This window comes from Aeromonas sp. S15(2024), from assembly GCF_041402265.1.
Taxonomy (GTDB): domain Bacteria; phylum Pseudomonadota; class Gammaproteobacteria; order Enterobacterales; family Aeromonadaceae; genus Aeromonas; species Aeromonas dhakensis.
Genome location: NZ_JBGLQY010000007.1, coordinates 180992 through 197521, shown reverse-complemented (window position 1 = coordinate 197521; position 16530 = coordinate 180992). Strand labels below are relative to the sequence as shown.

Sequence of the window (16530 nt, the reverse complement as noted above, 5' to 3'; positions counted from 1 at the left end):
TCTTATGTTGAAGTTGTTGTTATCCCTGATGTTGGCCGCCCTGCTGCTGGGGACCGCCTCGGCCCAGGAGATGGGCACCGCCATGATTGCCTATGACGAGGGAAACGCCCCGCGCCTCGTCACCGCCAACCAGAGCGCAGGCTCGGTCACCCTGCTTGAACGCGATAGCGGCAAGCGACTTAAAGAGGCACAACTGGAGGGCGATCTGCGCCAGCTGGCCCGCGCAGACGACGGCACCCTGCTGGTCACCGATTACAGTGGCGATCGGTTGCTGCTGCTGGATGGTGATCTCGACTTGGAAGAGGCGATCCCCACCGGCCATAGGCCCTACGGCGTCATCTTCGATCCCAAGCGACAGTGGTTCTGGGTCACGCTGTTCGAAGCAGGCCGTCTGCAGGCCTATGACACCACGGGCAAGCTGCAGCTGGATGCAGAAACCGCCGAGACACCCCGCGGGCTGGCCCTGACCGACGACGATCGTCTGCTGCTCACCCACGCCATGACCGGTCAACTCGCCATCTATGATCTCGCCAAGCTTGAGAAGGACGCCAAGGGGGCTACCCTGCCCAAGCCCAAGCTCATTACCCTGTCCGAGACCCACAGCGCCACGCCGAGCGACTCGCAGGGCTTGCCGCGCCTGCTGGATGGCATCGCCCTCTCCCCCGATGGCAGCGAAGCCTGGCTGCCCCATGTGCTCTGGAGCTTCGATCACCCCTTCCAGTTTCAGAGCACCGTCTTCCCGGCGGTCTCCATCATCGATCTGGATGAGGAGAAAGAGCGGGTCGATGAGAGAAAGCAGCTCTTCTTGCAGATCAACCTGCCCAGCGTCGGCAACCGCAGCCAGATCGTCTCCAACCCGTTCGCGGCGCGCTTCGCCGCTGATGGCAAGCGGGTCTACCTGACCCTGGCGGGCTCGGAGGATCTGCTGGTGTTCGACCTGTCGCGCAGCGGCAAGCAGAACAGCAACCGCCACCGCCGCAAGAAGTTTCAGGGGGGCGCCAAGGCGACCCAGCTCCTTCGCCACCTGCCGGGCCAGAATCCGCGGGACTTGTATGTAGACGGCAACCACATCCTGGTCCACAACGTCATGGGGCAGGATCTCACCCGCCTCAACACCGGCGGCAGCGGCCCGTTTGCCCGGGTCACCGTCGATGTGCCCCACTTCGCCAAACTGGTCGAGACGGATCCGCGCCCCGAAGCGCTTCAGCGCGGCGAGCGGTTGTTCAATCTGGGCAACACCGCCGCCAACAGCCGCTTCCCCATGGCGGGGGACAACTGGATGAGCTGCAACTCCTGCCATCTGGATGGGTTCAACTTCACCAACCGCTATCTGATGGCGGCCCATCGCCAGCAGAGCGGCGACAACGCCATCAACGGCCACGCCAACCTCGTCAACATGGTGGCGGGTGACTTTATCGGCGAATACCTGCGCATGACCCAGCAGACCCAGGGCGGCATGGGCCATGACACCCGCGATGGCGCCGAAGCGGTCGACCCCGCGAGGCCCCAGCCCGAGGTGAAAGCGATGATGGAGGATCTGCACGCCTTCGTCACCGCCGATGGCAACCTCCCCTATCTTGCCAACTGGCTCAGGCTCGATGCCCCGCGCAGGGATCCCGCCAAGGCGCCGACCACCCATCCCAGGGAGTGGCTCAACTCCGCCTCCTGCCAGAACTGCCACCAACAGGCGTTCCAGGACTGGAGCGAGAGCAACCACCGACTGATGGGCAACTCCCACCCCTACTACAAGGTGGTGCAGGCGTTGGCCCGCGAAACCGAGGGCGAAGCCTTCGGTCAGTGGTGCCAGGGGTGCCACATGCCCCAGCAGGTGCTGAACGGCCAGCAGGATCTGCCCAAGGGCTCCCACATGTTCGAGCAAGGCGGCGCCTCGCTCATTGCCGCCCACCAGAAAGGCGAACCCGTGGTGGAGGAAGGGACCAGCTGCGTGCTCTGCCATCGCATCACCAAACTCGAGGATGCTGGCGGCAACAGCGCCTTTACCGTGAATCTGAAAGACCGCGAGAGCTATGTGTTCGAAGATGCCGCCGGCGGCAGCCTCAAACACTGGCTGGCGGAGCGGCAGATCAACGCCCGCCCCGCCATGCACAAGGCCTCCTACCAGAAGGGTTTCTACCGCGACGCGGCCCTGTGCAAGTCCTGTCACAACGAGTTTGCCCCCGGTACCGGCGCCAACATCGTCAACACCTGGGACGAGTGGGAGAGCTCCAGCTTCGCCAAGGCGGAGGATCCCGCCAAGCGGCGCACCTGCATCGACTGCCATATGAACCCGGAGCCTGGCAACGGCGGCGCACCGGTGGCCGGCCAGTCCACCGAAAACGGCACAGTGAAAGCGCGGCTCTATCGCCACAACTTTACCGGCGCCCAGCACCAGCTGGTGGGGCTGCGCAATCCCGCGCTCGAGCAGGAGAGCCTGGCGCTGCTGCGCTCAAGCGCCACCCTCTCTGCCCGCATTGAAAACCAGAGCGGCCAGCCCGCGCTGGTGGTGCGGGTCGCCAATACCGGCGCCGGCCACGCCCTGCCCACCGGGGTCGCCGACTTCCGTGAACTCTGGCTGGAGCTGACCGTCACCGACGCCAGCGGCAAGCTAGTGCTTGCCAGCGGCCAGCCGGTGGATGGCGCCGTCCCTGAAGATACACGACTGTTCAGAAAAGTGTTCGGCGACGCCGAGGGCAAGCCGGTGGGGCTCAAGTTCTGGCGCTACGCCAAGCTCCTTGAAGATACCCGCATTCCGGCCGATGGCTGGCGCGATGAAGCCTGGCCGCTGCCGGCGGATGCCCAGGGGCCCTTCAAGGCCGATATCAAACTCAATTTCCGCACCTACCCCAAGTGGGTCAATGATGCGGTGCGCGCCGCCGAGCCGAGCTTGCCGGAGCCACCCATAGTGCTACTCAATCGGCTGCGACTCACCCTGCAGCCTCTCCCCGTCACGCCCGCTACGGAGCCTCAAACCTGATGTTTGCAAGTTTTCTCATTACCCTGCGCGAGGGGCTGGAAGCCTTCCTGCTGGTCGGTATCTGCCTCTCCTACCTCGCCAAGCTGGGGGCGAGCCGCTACAACAAGTTCGTCTATCTGGGGGTGGGGCTCGGCCTGCTTGCCTCTCTCGTGGTCGCCTTCCTGTTCCAGGTGGTGGTGAGCCAGTTCGAGAGCGAGCGCTACAACCATTTGCTGATGGCGGGGATCCTGATTTTTGCCACCCTGGTGCTCACCTACATGGCGGTCTGGATGCAGAAGCAGGCCAAATCCCAGGTGGGGGCCATGACGGCGCGCATTGATGCCGTCATCGACGGCGGCAACCTGTTCGGTCTGGTGCTGCTCGCCTTCCTGGCGGTGATGCGCGAGGGCTTTGAAACCGTGCTCTTCTTCTCGGCCCTGGTTTACTCCGGGCAAGGGGTGGATCTGCACGAGGGGCTGATGGGGGCGCTGGGCGGCCTGCTGCTGTCGGTGGTGCTGGTGTGGGGGCTGCTGCGCTCCACCCGCAAGGTGGCGCTGGCCCCCTTCTTCCGCTGGACCGGTCTGCTTATCATCATCATCGCCGCTGGGCTGCTGTCGTCCGCCGTCAACATGCTGCAGGCGGCCGGGCTCATCACCTTCTGGACCGAGCCGGTCTTCAACATCAGTCACATTCTCGACGATCAGGGGGTATTTGGTACCTTCCTGCGCGCCCTGTTTGGCTACAATGCCTCACCAGCCGGCCTGCAGTTGCTGACCTGGGCCAGCTACCTGGTGATCTTCGTCACCGTCTGGCATCGCAACTATCGTCCCCAGCGCTGATCGCCCAGCGCGGCGCAGCAGCGGATGACAAGGCGGCTCAGCGGGGCCGCCTTTTCAACGTCTTCTCTTTTGGTCAGCTTTTCGGATAACAGAGTCATGAGCGACAACAACACACAACACATAGCGGTACTGGGCGCCGGCCCGGCCGGTCTGATGGCCGCCTGGCGCCTGCGCCAGGCCGGTTTTGCGGTCACCCTGTTCGAGCAGGAGAGCGTGGTGGGCGGCATGTGCGCCACCCAGACCTTCAAGGGGCGCGACGGTGAATACCGCTTCGACTACGGCGGCCACCGCTTCATCACCAAGAACCCCGAACTGCTCGCCTTTATCGACGAGCTGATGGGCGACGATCTGCTCCACGCCGAGCGCAAGAGCGTGATCCGCTTCGGCGGGCGCACCTATGACTACCCCTTGAACCTGCCCAACCTGCTCAAGACGGCGCCGCTGTCCCTGATGGCCGGGGCGGTGAAGGATCTGCTGCTGTTGCCCTTTGCCAGGAAACCCACCGATTTTGCCAAGGCGAGCTTTGCCGAGTGGATCCAGAGCCACTTCGGTCGCACCCTCTACCGCCAGTTCTTCGAGGGCTACACCGGCAAACTGTGGGGCATCAACCCGGATAAGCTCTCCGCCGACTGGGCTGGCCAGCGCATCAGCCTGATCGATCTCAAAGACGTGGCGCGCCGCCTGCTGCCAAGACGCAACGGCAGCATCTCGGTGCGCACCTATGCCCGCAAGTACCGCTACCCCAAATACGGCTTCGGCCAGATCTTCACCACCCTGGGGGAGCGGCTGATTGCCGAAGGGGTTGAGCTGAAAACCGGCGCCACCATCACCCGCCTTGAGCAGGCTGATGGCCGCATTGAACGGGTTTATTGGTCACAAGATAACGTGGAGCAGAGCGCACGCTTTGATCAGGTGATCTCCACCCTGCCGCTGCCGCTCACCTGCCAACATCTGGGCTTGCCGTGCGATCTCCAATACCGGTCGCTGCGCTTCGTCAATATGCCGCTCAAACAAGAGAACCTGTCGGACAACACCTGGCAGTACCTCTCCGACCCCCATATCCTGGCCACCCGCTTGCAGGAGCCGCGCCGGCGCAGCCCCTTTATGGCGCCCCAGGGCCAGACCTCGGTGATGCTGGAGATCCCCTGCAATCCGGGAGATGCTACCTGGCAGGCGCCGCTCTCTGATCTGCGCGGTCGGGTTACCGATGATCTGGCGAGCCTCGGCGTCGATATCGCCAAGCTTGGCGATGAGACCTTCGAGGCGCGCAGCGAGTACGCCTATCCGCTGATGGACCTCGGTTATCAGGCCCGCCGCAACGAGGCCATCAAGGCGCTGATGCCGATCACCAACCTCATCATGACCGGCCGTCAGGGGACATTCCGCTACATCTTCACCGACACCGCCATGGAGATGGGAATGATGGCCGCCGACATGGTGATCGACGGGGTGGACAGACGCCACGCCATCTTCAATCATCGCAACGAAAATACCGTGATCGAGACCCAGAGCGTGGCGTGAGCACGATGACTGGTGTTCAACAGGCAGACAGACGCCGCAACACCTTCAACCATCGCAACGAAAATACCGTGATTGAAACCCAGAGCGTGGCCTGATGGCCGCGCCATGGGCATAACCTCTTGGCAAATGTAAGGAGAACAGGATGACCATCCGCCCGGGTTTACTTGCCCTCACCCTGCTGCTGACCCTGAGCGGGCAGGCGCAGGCTTACTCCTACGCCGCCGCCGGCAAGGAGCCACTGATCGATGCCCGCGAGGCGCTGCTGGGCGCCGCCACTGACGGCAAGGATGCCAGCGCCACCTTGAGCGAGATTGCCGAGGAGCTGACCTATCTGGAGGAGCACCACAAGGTTGAGCTGCAAGCACCGCTCGCGGCCGCCATCAAGGCCAAAGACGCCGCGGCTACCGCGGCCCTGCTCAACCGGGCCTACAAGGCGGAGATCGAACGCCGCCTCGAGGGGGCCAGCCAGAACCTTGGCGACTACCAGACCGCCAAGGTGCTGGTGGTCAAGAGCAAGCGCTTCCTCGATTTGATCCTCCCCTCCCTCAGTGAAGGGGATCGCAAGGCCGCCGAGCAGGCGCTGGCCAAGGTGCTCGATGCCATCGGTAACCCGGGGGTGTTCGGGGTGGGCGCCAAGCCCGCCGATGCGGCCGCCTTTAGCGATGCAGAAAAAGCGCTGATGGCCGTGTTGGCACCGCTCTGATGGCTACCTGCCCATCACTGCGCCACCTCGCTGTGACAAGCGGTGGGTTTCGCTGCGCGCTACCCACCCTACGCACTTTGATGACCTCTCATTGATGACGACGGCCCCCTTCATCCCCGACCCTTCTCCCGCAAGGGGAGAAGGGGGGCGTCACCACGGCCGATTACGCTTCGCTAATCGACCCTACTTGCTGATCCTTCTACAACTGGCCTGGCTTGGCTGGCTGCTGGCCTTCCCGGTGGCCCTCGATTCCGACGATGCCCTCAACTTTGCCCACGGGGTGGTGCGTTTCAGCGTGCTGGAGTTTTCCCCCCACTTTCCGGGCTACCCCGCCTTTATCTGGCTGGCACGGCTGATCAATCTGGCGGTGGACGAACCGGCCCGCGCGGTGCAGTGGGCAAGCCTGTTGGGGAGCAGTTTGCTGGCGCCGCTCGCCGCCTCGCTGGCGGTCAAGTTGTGGCAACGGCCCAGCCTGCTGGCGCCGGTCTGGCTGCTGGCACTGGCCCTGCCGCTCACCCCGACGCTCGCTCTTTCCGGACTCTCGGACGGGCCGGCGCTGGCCGCGTGGCTCGGCTCTCTCCTGGCCTTGCAGCAGCGCAAAATCGCGCTGGCGGGTCTGCTGCTGGGCCTGATGCTGGCGCTGCGCCCCTCCTACTTCGTGCTGGCCCTGCTGCCCCTTTGGCTCGGGATGGCGCAAAAAGGTCAGCGGCTTAACTTTCTGCTCCCCATCGCACTGGTTGGGCTAGCCTGCCTGCTGTTTGTCTGGCAGGCCGATGGCTGGGCCTATTTCAGCGAGGGGCGGCGCTTTACCGACGGCCACTTTACCCTGTGGGGCAACACGGCGGCGGCTCACGGCGATCGGCTGCTGAGCTGGGCGAATACCTTCAACGAGCAGCTCACCCCGCTCTGGCCCTTGGCTGTCGGGGGACTGCTGGTACAGCCGCTGTGGCAACGATGCAAGGGCCATCGCGCCGCCCTCTCCCCGACCTGGTCCCTCTACTGGCTCGTCCTGCTGCTGTGGACCCTGTTTGGCCAGAACCCGGACAATCCCCGCCATCTGGCCCCCATCACCCTGCTCGCCATCATCTTGCTGGCGGACATGCTGCCACGCCGGGGCGAGCTGGCGGCCATGCTGGGAGCCCTCGTGCTGCTGCTCTGCACCCTCACCCCGCCGGCGGCGCCAGCCATGACCCGGGCAGCCAGGCTGGCCGAGCAGGCGTGCCCCGCGCTGGTGACCCAGTGGGGTGTGAGGCTGCTGCGCGAAACTACGGCCCTGCCCGTCACCGACGGCTGGTATCAGGGGGATGCTCGCCTTGCATTGGCGCAAGGGGCCTGCCGGCTCAGCCGGCGTCCCCTCGACCCGGAGGAACTGCCCGCCGGTGGCCAGCGAGTCTGGTTTGCCCCCCGCTTTCACGCCGAGCCCGGCCTCTGGCTCGGCATACAGGATCACCCCCGTCACCAAAACTGGTAGACTGGATGTTTGTCACTCCCTGACTTCGCACTCATCAAGACTGGATAGCCTATGCCCCACGCCCCCCTCTCCCCCCGTTTCCTGTTCATCCTGCTCGGCGCCCTGGCAGGCCTGACGCCGCTCGCGGTCGACATGTACCTGCCCGCCATTCCGGCCATCGCCCGGGATCTGGCTACCAGCATCGATGGCGCCCAGCTCACCATCAGCGCCTTCCTCGGCGGCTTTGCCATCGGCCAGCTGTTCTATGGCCCGCTCGCCGACAGCTATGGCCGCAAACCGGTGATCCTGGCGGGGCTGGTGATGTTTGCCATCGCCTCAGTGGGCTGCGCCATGGCGGATTCCCTGCCGGAGCTGCTGGCATACCGGATGTTGCAGGCGGCCGGCGGGGCAGCCGGCTCTGTGGTGGTCAATGCGCTGCTGCGCGACCTGTTCGAGAAGGAGGCCTTCTCCCGCGCCATGTCGTTCGTGATCCTGGTGATGACACTCGCCCCGCTGGTGGCACCCGTGGTGGGCGGCTACATCAGCGCCCACAGCGACTGGCGGGTGATCTTCTGGCTGCTGATGGGCATCAGCCTGCTCATCTGCCTGGTGATGCAGTGGAAAATCCAGGAGACCCTGAAGCCTGAGCACAAGCAGCCCCTCAACCTCGGCCAGGTGCTGCGCAACTACTGGGGAGTGCTCTCCCATCGTGGAGCCATGGGTTACGTGCTGTGCGGCGCCCTGTCGAGCTCGGGCATGTTCGCCTTTATCAGCGCCTCCCCCTATGTCTACATCGAGTACTTCAAGGTGCCGACCGAGCACTATGGCTGGCTGTTCGGCCTCAACATCCTGCTGATGATGGTGGTCACCTTCGTCAACAGCCGGCTGGTGAAGGGGGTGGGCGCCGAGCGCATGCTGCAGTACGGCCTGCTGGTGCTGCCGCTGGCTGGCGCCCTGCTCATCTACAACGCCTGGAGCCAGACCGGCGGCCTGTGGGGCATCGTCATTCCGGTGGTGCTGTTTGTCGGCCACATCAGCCTGGTGGGGGCCAACGCTATGACCGGCCTGATGGGCCACTTCCCGCAGTCCGCGGGCACCGCCTCGGCGCTGGCGGGCACCTTGCGCTTTGGCATCGGCGCCCTGGTGGGGGTGCTGGTCAACCTCAATCCCCCCGAATCGCCGCTGCCGATGGCCATCGCCATCGCCGGCTGCGGATTCGGCTCGGCGCTCTGCTACTGGCTGCTGACCGGCAAGCGTGCCTGAGGACCCCAAGAATGACCAAGCCCTGTCCATGGACAGGGCTTTTTTGTGTTCGCTTGCGTGTGCGTGGCTCCTCAAGGGTCCGATGAGAGTCCGCTTCGCACCAGGATCTCGCTCTCCAGCCCATCCAGGCTCAGCTGATTCTTCTTGCGCCAGTAGGCTTCAATCCCCTCCCGGCCCTGCCGCTCGGACCAATTGGCGAGATCTTCCCTGTCCCCCTGGTACTCATACAGCGGCACCGACATGCCGCAGGAGGCCTGGACGCGCGCTATGTCCAGCAGGAAGATCTGGCGGGCCGCGACGCTTTGGGGGAAGCGTGCCAGGAACGACGACCACTCAGGATCACTTCGGTGCAGCACCCTTGCCCGGCCATAGGCCCGCAGGATCAACGGCGCCCCCTCGAAGGCGCAGAACATCACCGTCATGCGCGGGTGTTGCAGCACATGGGCCGCCGACTCGTTGCCACTGCCGGTTAGGTTGAGCCAGGCCAGGGTGTGGGCATCGATGACCCTCAGCGAGTCCCCGCCCTTGGGGGAGAGGTTGACCGTCCCCTCTGCGGCCGCCGTGCCGACGAAGAAGATCTTCTGTGCCTCGATGAAGGCCACATGGCGCGACGAGAGCGCCTCGAACAGTTGTCCCATCTTGTCTGTCTCTCCATGATCACCCGCTCAGAACAGGGCGCTGTTGAGCCACAGGTGCGCCCCTATGCCGACCATATAGCCAAGCAGAATGGCGGGCAACCACTTGAGGTGGCCAACGAAGGTATACATGCCCCTCGCCTGCCCCATCAGGGCCACCCCGGCCGCCGAGCCGATGGAGAGCAAACTGCCCCCCACGCCAGTGGTCAGGGTCACCAGCAGCCACTGCCCCGCGCTCATCTGCGGCTCCATGGAGAGGACCCCATACATCACGGGGATGTTGTCGATAAGGGCGGAGAGCAGGCCAATGGCCACGTTGGCCAGAGTCGGATCCCCCTGGTAGAGCAGTTGGGAGGCGAGCGCCAGATAGCCCATGAAGCCGAGCCCACCGACGCACATCACCACCCCGTAGAAGAAGAGCAGGGTGTCCCACTCCGCCTTGGCTATCTTGTTGAACACATCGAACGGCACCATGGAGCCCAGACGTAGCAGCCGGGCCTCGTCGCCGTTGCGCGCGTACAGCGCCCGCTCGCGGGCCAGGGTGACCGGCTGCGTCTTGCGCAGGTAGAAGCCGAAGAACTGCAAATAGCCGAGCCCCATCATCATGCCAAGCACGGGGGGCAGCGCCAGGAAGTGATGACAGGCGACCGCGGTCACTATGGTGAGCAGGAAGAGCAGCACTATGGTGAAGGCCCCGCGCCTGAGCACCACCCGCTCGTGGCTCATGGTGGGGGCATGGCGCGGCACCATCAGGCTCATCAGGGTGGCCGGCACCAGGAAGTTGAGCAGGGCCGGCACGAACAGCAGCAGAAACTGCTCGAAGGGCACCTGGCCTGCCTGCCACACCATCAGGGTGGTGATGTCGCCAAAGGGGCTGAAGGCACCGCCCGCATTGGCCGCCACCACTATGTTGATGCAGGCCAGGTTGATGAAGCGGCGCTCCCCGTTGGCCACATGGAGCACGACGGTGCACATCAGCAGCGCCGTGGTGAGGTTGTCCACCACCGGGGAGATGAAGAAGGCGAGGATCCCCGTCAGCCAGAACAGGGAGCGCAGGCTGAGCCTGGTGCGTACCAGGCGGGCGCGCAGGGCGTCGAACAGCAGCCTGTCCTCCATGGCGTTGACATAGGTCATGGCCACCAGCAAGAAGAGCATCAGCTCGGCGTACGCCAGCAGCGTCTGGCGAAATCCCGCCACCGCCAGCGGGCTCTGCCCCTGTCCGGCATAGACGATACCGATGACGATCCAGATGATGCCGGCCGCCACCAGCACGGGCTTGGACTTGCGCAGCTTCAGGTACTCCTCCGCCATCACCAGGGCATAGGCCAGGGCGAAGATGGCCAGAGCAAAGAGGCCGGCGCCGGTGTGCGTCATGGGCAGAGGGCCGCCGTCGGCGAGCGCGGGGGCGCAGAAGAGGCCGAGGATGACCGAAGAAAACAGACGTGCAGATCCAGACATGGGGCCCCTCTCTTGGAAACCGTCTGGTTTTGAGGCTGGCAGTGGACAGGGAGGTCACCCCCTGCCCTCTCCCTGCTCGCGCCAGGCCCGGCTGGGCGAACGCTTGGATCAGGGGCGCAAGATCAGGCGGCGCTCCTTGCCCCTGCCATCAGGGTTATTTCTTGCCAAACCCCGAGCGTTTGAGGGTGTAGCCGGCACTGTTCTGCCAGGCATCCAGCCCGCTTCGGTTGTTGCCCGCCACCAGGCTCGCGGCCAGGCTCGGGCTGTTGAACAACTGATCGGCGGTAAAGACGAAGCCCCCTTCGCTGCGCGGGGCCAGGATCCCCTTGCCCAAGAGCTCCTGGCGCAGTTCGATCACAGCCTCGCGCAGGGAAGCCGCATCCTCACCGTTGGCGGTGGAGCCCGCCAGCACCATGAAGCCGGGGTTCTGCCGCTTGCCCACCGGATAACCGTGCGCCTCGGCCCCCTTGCCGTTGAAGTGGTAGAGCTCGCGCTCGCCCGGCTTGTTGTCGGAGAGCGCCTTTTGCAGGGTCATCAGCTCGTTGTAAATCTCGATGGGGACCACGGCAGCCTGCTTGGCGCCCTTGCTGTCGACGATAAAACTGACTTGCTTGTGTAACATCCTTGCGCATCCTGTGACCCATGGAGGCCCCTATTCTAACCACCACAGGCGAGCGGGATCCAGCCAGGATCCTCACCTCTTTTGCAGCCTTGATCACTAACTGGCATAGTGGCACTCATCCTGAGGCGAGCCGAGGGCACGTAATGAAAGCCATTGACCATCAACCGGTTATCCCATGCTGAATCTGCGCAATCTCGGCAAGAGCTTCGATAACGGCAGCGAACGGCTGCCGCTGTTTCACCACCTTGATCTGACCCTGGCGGCCGGCGAGATCACCCTGCTGCTGGGGCAGAGCGGCTGTGGCAAGTCGACCCTGCTGAACCTCATCGCCGGCCTGCTCCCCCCGGATGAGGGGGAGATCTGGCTGGGGGAGACCCGCATCGACAACCAGTCGGCGGACGAGCGGGCCCGCCTGCGCGGCCGCCATTTCGGCATCGTCTATCAGGACTTCAACCTGCTGCCGACGTTGACCGTGGCCGAGAACCTCGCCCTGCCCCTTGCCATCAACCAGCTTGCCCGAGATGAGACACGCATTGACGGCCTGCTGGCGCGCCTCGATCTTGCCCACAAGCGCCACGCCTGGCCGGAGCAGCTCTCCGGCGGCCAGCGTCAGCGAGTGGCGCTGGCCCGCGCCCTCATTCACCAACCCCGGTGGCTGCTCGCCGACGAGCCCACCGGAAGTCTCGATGAACACAACGCCGAGCAGGTGATGGCGCTGATGATGGCGGCGGTACGGGGCACCGGCGCCGGCCTCTTGCTGGTGAGCCACAACCCAGCCTACAGCGCCCTGGCGGATCGGGTGCTGCGCCTTGAAGGGGGCCAGCTGGTCGAGCTCAAGGGGCGCCGCCATGACTGACGCCCGCCACGGAGGGCCGTGATGTTGCCGCTGCCGCTCAAGGCGCTGCTGCGCCTCTATCGCGCTCACCCCTGGCTGCTGTTGATGAGCCTGGTCGGGCTCACCCTGGGGGTCTCTCTGGTGGTGGCCATCGAGCTCTTGAACCACAGTGCCCGCACCAACTTCGTCGCCGCCCGCAGCCAGCTGGCGGGGGAAGCGAACTACCGGCTGGCGCCGGACGGCGGGCTGGACGAGCAGCTCTACGTCAAGCTGGTGCGCAGCCAGCCAAACCTCGACGCCATGCCCCAGCTGCACGGCTGGCTGCAGGATGAACAGGGGCGCAGTTTTCAGCTGCTGGGGATGGATCTGTTCAACCCCGGCCCCTTGCGCCGGCTGTTTGGCGCCGCGCCGGACAAAGAGCCCACCTTCTCCCTCACCGGCGCCGACAGCGTCTGGCTGGCCGCCCCCGAGGCCAAGCGCCTTGGCTGGCAAACGGGCCAGAGCCGGCGCTTCGTGCTGGGTGGCGGTGAAGGAGCGCCGCCCCGCCCGCTGACCCTCACCCTGGCCGGCACCTTCGAGCCCGGCGCCGTACCCATGGAGCGGCTGCTGGTGACCGACATCGGCCTCGCCCAGCCGCTGCTGGGCAAGGAAGGGCGGCTCGATCGCATCGTCTTCAAGCTCAACGAGCAAGAGGCCAATACCTTGCAAAGAGCCCTGCAGGCGGCCCTGCAATCCTATGCCCCCCATCAGCCGCTCTGGCTTGAGCCCATCAGCCCGGCCCTCGATGCCAGCCAGCTCGGCGATGCGCTGGCGCTGAACCTCACGGCGCTCTCCCTGCTCGCCATGGCTGTGGGATTGTTTTTGGTGTTCAACGCCCAGCGCTTCGTGCAGAGCGTGCGCCGCCCCCAGCTGGCCCAGCTCATCATCCTCGGCATGCCGCCGCGCCGGCTGCTGCGCTGGCTGACCCTGGAGACCCTGATCCTCGCCAGCATCGGCACCCTGCTCGGGCTGCTGCTCGGCAGCCTCCTGGCCCTCGCCCTGATGGGGCAGCTCACCCAGGCGCTGGCCGATCTCTATGGTCCCAACCCCATCGACCTGCTGCGCCTCTCCCCCGCCAGCCTTGGCAAGGCGCTGGTGATTGGCTTGGCTGGGACGCTCGCCGCCAACCTGCCCGGCTGGTGGCAACTGCTGCGCCAATCCCCCCTTGAGCTGCGAGAGGGCAACAGCCGCCCGCCGGCTCACCCTTGGCAACGTCGAGGGCTCGCCATCACCATCCTGCTGCTCTGCGCCCTGTGTCTATGGCGGCCAGAAACCGGGCTGGGAGGCGCCCTCTTCGTGGCCGGCGGCTGGCTGCTGGCCATGGCGCTCGCCCTGCCCGATGTGCTGCGCGCCGTGCTGGGCCGGCTGCGCCGACGCGAACGCGGCTCCCTCAGCGCCCGGCTTGGGGTGGCCGAAACCCTCTATCACCTGGATCGCACCGCCATCGCGGTGATGGCGCTGCAACTGGCCATCGCGGCGGCCATCGGCATCGGCGTCATGGTGTCGAGCTTTCGCTCGAGCGTGGAGATCTGGCTCGGCCAGCGCCTGGCCGCCGATCTCTATGTCACCGCACCCAAGGGGGTGGCCGGCAACAAGGGCGCCCTGAGCGAGCAGACCCTCGACACCATCCTCGCCGCGCCGGACGTACGCGCCGCCTCGCGCCGCTCGGTGCACCCGGCCCGCTGGCAGGGGCAGCCCATCGAGTGGGCGCAGATGGACTTTATTCCCGAGCTCAAAGCCGCCTATCCGCTGCTGGCCGGGCGCTGGCCCGCCACCCCCGACGAGGTGCTGGCGAGCGAACCGCTGACGGTGCGCCTCGGGGTCAAGGTGGGACAGAGCCTCGAGGTGAGCGGCGAGCAGGGGCCAAGCACGCTTATCGTCACCGGCGTCTATCAGGATTACGGCAGCGACAAGGGGCAGATACTGCACGCCTTCGAAGGGGGCAAGGTGCAATCCCTTGCCCTCTTCAGCCCGGATCCCGAGCACCTTGGCGACAGGCTCAGGAGCCAGTTTGGCGAGCAGGTGAACCTGTTGCCCGCCCCCGCCATCCACGCCGCCGCCCTCAAGGTGTTCGATCAGACCTTTGTGGTGACCGAGCTATTGAAGTTGCTGATCCTGGGGATCGCCTTCGTCGGCATCGGCTCGGCCTTTATGGTGCTGGGGCTGGCCCGGCGCGGCGAGTTGCAGACCCTGCAGAGCCTTGGCTTGAGCCCCCGCCACTGCCGCCGGTTGCTGGTGTGGCAGGGAGCGGGCCTCGGGCTGCTCACCGCGCTGCTGGCCCTGCCGGTGGGTTATGGTCTTGCCTGGGTGCTGATTGAGGTGGTCAACCCCCGCGCCTTCGGCTGGCGGCTGGCCTTCGAGGCCGCCCCCTTGCACGCCGTCACGGCGCTCCTTCTCGCCCCCGTCTGTGGCGCGCTCGCCTCCTGGTACGCCGCAAGGAGAGTGGTATGAAATATCGGTTGGCGCACTGGCTCAGCCATGGCTTGACGTTCCCATTGACCAGATCCCTGTCACCGCCCTTGATTCAGCGCAAAGAAGCACAGAGAGCTGCCGCCAACCATCCCCTCTCCCTTCGGGAGAGGGCCAGGGTGAGGGAAATCTTGTCCTCTTTACGGACCCAGTGGCTCGCAGCCCTCTTGATCCCGCTTGTTGCCATAAGCGGCAACGCGCAGGCCAGCGATCTGGGGAGCATCCTTGGCGGCGGCAACGATCACTTCAAAAAGGCCCTGCCGGGCCAGTCCATCCGCCTGCCCACGGATCACGCTGCCCACCCCGACTACCGCTCCGAGTGGTGGTATCTCACCGGCAACCTGAAAGATGAGCAGGGGCGCGGCTACGGCATGCAGTGGACCCTGTTTCGCCAAGGTATCGAGCAGGAGATAAAGTCCGACAACCCCTGGCTCACCCCCCAGCTCTGGCTGGCCCAGTTCGCCATCACCGATTTGAGCAAAGGCAGCCACCAGCAGGACGAGCGCACCAGCCGCCAGGGACCAGGACTTGCCGGTGCCAGCGGTGGCCAGTATTGGCTGAAAGAGTGGGTGCTGGCTTCTCAAGGGGAATCGCTCTTTCCCGCCACCCTCAAGGTGCAGAGCAAGGCGGGGGATCTAGATTTGCAGGTGAGTGCCGCCAAGCCGGCGGTGCTGCAGGGCAAACAGGGTTACAGCGAGAAGAGCCCGGGCAACGCCTCCTTTTACTACTCCTACCCGCGCCTGACCATCAGCGGCACCTTGACCCTGGATGGCGAGACCCGCGACGTCAGCGGTGAGGGCTGGTTCGATCACGAGTGGAGCAGCTCGGTATTGGCCGAGTGGCAATCGGGCTGGGACTGGTTTTCGCTGCAATTTGACGATGGCCGCGAGCTGATGCTGTTTCGCCTGCGCACCAAGGCGGGCCGCGCCGAGCCGGAGAACCGTTACGGGATTTTGATTGAGCGGGATGGCAGCAGCCGGGTGCTCGCCCCCGACGCGATTCGCCTTACGCCGGGCAACACCTGGCGCGGCCCCAAGGGGCAGAATTACCCCGTCGAGTGGCAGCTAAACGCCGCCGGGATGAACCTCACCATCAAAGCCCGTCAGCCCGATCAGGCCATGACGGGGCGCTTTGACTACTGGGAGGGGGCGGTGTCCGTCTCGGGAGACGCCAAGGGCGTCGGTTATCTGGAGATGACCGGCTACTAAGCTGGCGACGTTGCCGACACCTGCGCCCGGCTAAATAACCGTTCAGAACTGTAGATCACTTGTCTGGGGAATAAGGGTGCTCGGCGTCGTTTGTGCGATCTGATCAATTGCCAAACCAACCAAACGACAAACGAGCCGAGCCCGACATGATGCTAACACTCCCCCAACCGAGCTGAGCGACGCCGGATCATCTGTTTGATACATATGGCCAAAGACAAGGAACACTGCCGACGACTCAACGCTATCTTGCTACTAGCCGATGGGTACAGTATTTCGGCTGTTTCTCGACTCACCGCAGCAGCCCGTTCATCACTCTATCGCTTGGTGAACTGATACACCCTGTGCGGGCTGGAAGGCCTTGAAAATTAGGATCAGCAATTTAGTTTTCATTGGCGGTGAATTCGTGGTTTTCGAATCGCCTGTGCACCAAGGTTACGCGGTCACCCTTGATGAAATCCAAGGGGAACTCTATATTTCGCACATTGACTTACAAGGAAATCATTAACTTACGAGCACGGAGGGCTTTTTTAGTAAG

Annotated in this window: 12 protein-coding genes and 1 pseudogene; 10 read left to right on the top strand and 3 right to left on the bottom strand. The window is 64.8% G+C overall.

Features of this window, described 5'->3' with window-relative positions:
* Positions 1-4 precede the first annotated feature (4 nt).
* The 6 genes from ACB033_RS15725 (at position 5) to ACB033_RS15700 (ending at position 8729) form a co-directional block, all read left to right on the top strand.
* The gene (locus ACB033_RS15725; RefSeq protein ID WP_371140607.1) at positions 5-2974 is read left to right on the top strand and encodes a YncE family protein; all 2970 of its coding nucleotides are present in this window, start codon (positions 5-7) and stop codon (positions 2972-2974) included.
* On the top strand, positions 2974-3792 hold the full coding sequence (locus tag ACB033_RS15720) for an FTR1 family protein (RefSeq protein ID WP_123246352.1): 819 nt from the start codon (positions 2974-2976) through the stop codon (positions 3790-3792). The genes ACB033_RS15725 and ACB033_RS15720 overlap by 1 nt, the downstream gene beginning before the upstream one ends.
* Positions 3793-3888: 96 nt before the next feature.
* Complete coding sequence (locus tag ACB033_RS15715; protein ID WP_026141257.1) at positions 3889-5313, top strand: FAD-dependent oxidoreductase; 1425 nt, start codon at positions 3889-3891, stop codon at positions 5311-5313.
* Positions 5314-5455: 142 nt separating this feature from the next.
* Positions 5456-6016 (top strand): hypothetical protein, encoded by a 561-nt coding sequence (locus tag ACB033_RS15710; protein ID WP_017764268.1) that lies wholly within the window; start codon positions 5456-5458, stop codon positions 6014-6016.
* A gap of 187 nt (positions 6017-6203) precedes the next feature.
* Positions 6204-7487, top strand: coding sequence for a hypothetical protein (locus ACB033_RS15705; RefSeq protein ID WP_371140606.1), 1284 nt, complete (start codon positions 6204-6206; stop codon positions 7485-7487).
* 51 nt (positions 7488-7538) lie between these two features.
* Positions 7539-8729: a Bcr/CflA family multidrug efflux MFS transporter gene (locus ACB033_RS15700; protein ID WP_005302014.1), complete on the top strand. Its 1191-nt coding sequence runs from the start codon at positions 7539-7541 to the stop codon at positions 8727-8729.
* A 71-nt stretch (positions 8730-8800) separates the two neighbouring features.
* Here the strand turns inward: ACB033_RS15700 and ACB033_RS15695 are convergent, their stop codons facing one another.
* From ACB033_RS15695 to ACB033_RS15685, 3 genes are all read right to left on the bottom strand, one after another.
* Positions 8801-9367 (bottom strand): pyridoxamine 5'-phosphate oxidase family protein, encoded by a 567-nt coding sequence (locus ACB033_RS15695; protein ID WP_124250795.1) that lies wholly within the window; start codon positions 9365-9367, stop codon positions 8801-8803.
* A gap of 27 nt (positions 9368-9394) precedes the next feature.
* Entirely contained in the window at positions 9395-10822 is a 1428-nt protein-coding gene (gene nhaD, locus ACB033_RS15690) for a sodium:proton antiporter NhaD (protein ID WP_371140605.1), read from the bottom strand.
* Between the two features lie 154 nt (positions 10823-10976).
* Positions 10977-11444, bottom strand: a complete 468-nt coding sequence (locus ACB033_RS15685; protein WP_005302024.1) for a DUF4357 domain-containing protein — start codon at positions 11442-11444, stop codon at positions 10977-10979.
* A gap of 175 nt (positions 11445-11619) precedes the next feature.
* On the opposite strand from ACB033_RS15685, the gene ACB033_RS15680 reads away from it, so the two are divergent.
* From ACB033_RS15680 to ACB033_RS15665, 4 genes and pseudogenes are all read left to right on the top strand, one after another.
* Complete coding sequence (locus ACB033_RS15680; protein WP_124250794.1) at positions 11620-12300, top strand: ABC transporter ATP-binding protein; 681 nt, start codon at positions 11620-11622, stop codon at positions 12298-12300.
* Positions 12301-12321: 21 nt separating this feature from the next.
* The gene (locus ACB033_RS15675; protein ID WP_371140604.1) at positions 12322-14769 is read left to right on the top strand and encodes an FtsX-like permease family protein; all 2448 of its coding nucleotides are present in this window, start codon (positions 12322-12324) and stop codon (positions 14767-14769) included.
* Positions 14770-14954: 185 nt separating this feature from the next.
* Positions 14955-15995, top strand: a complete 1041-nt coding sequence (locus ACB033_RS15670) for a lipocalin-like domain-containing protein (RefSeq protein WP_124250800.1) — start codon at positions 14955-14957, stop codon at positions 15993-15995.
* Between the two features lie 146 nt (positions 15996-16141).
* Positions 16142-16325: pseudogene (locus ACB033_RS15665) on the top strand (IS630 family transposase); the annotation flags it as partial.
* Positions 16326-16530 lie beyond the last annotated feature (205 nt).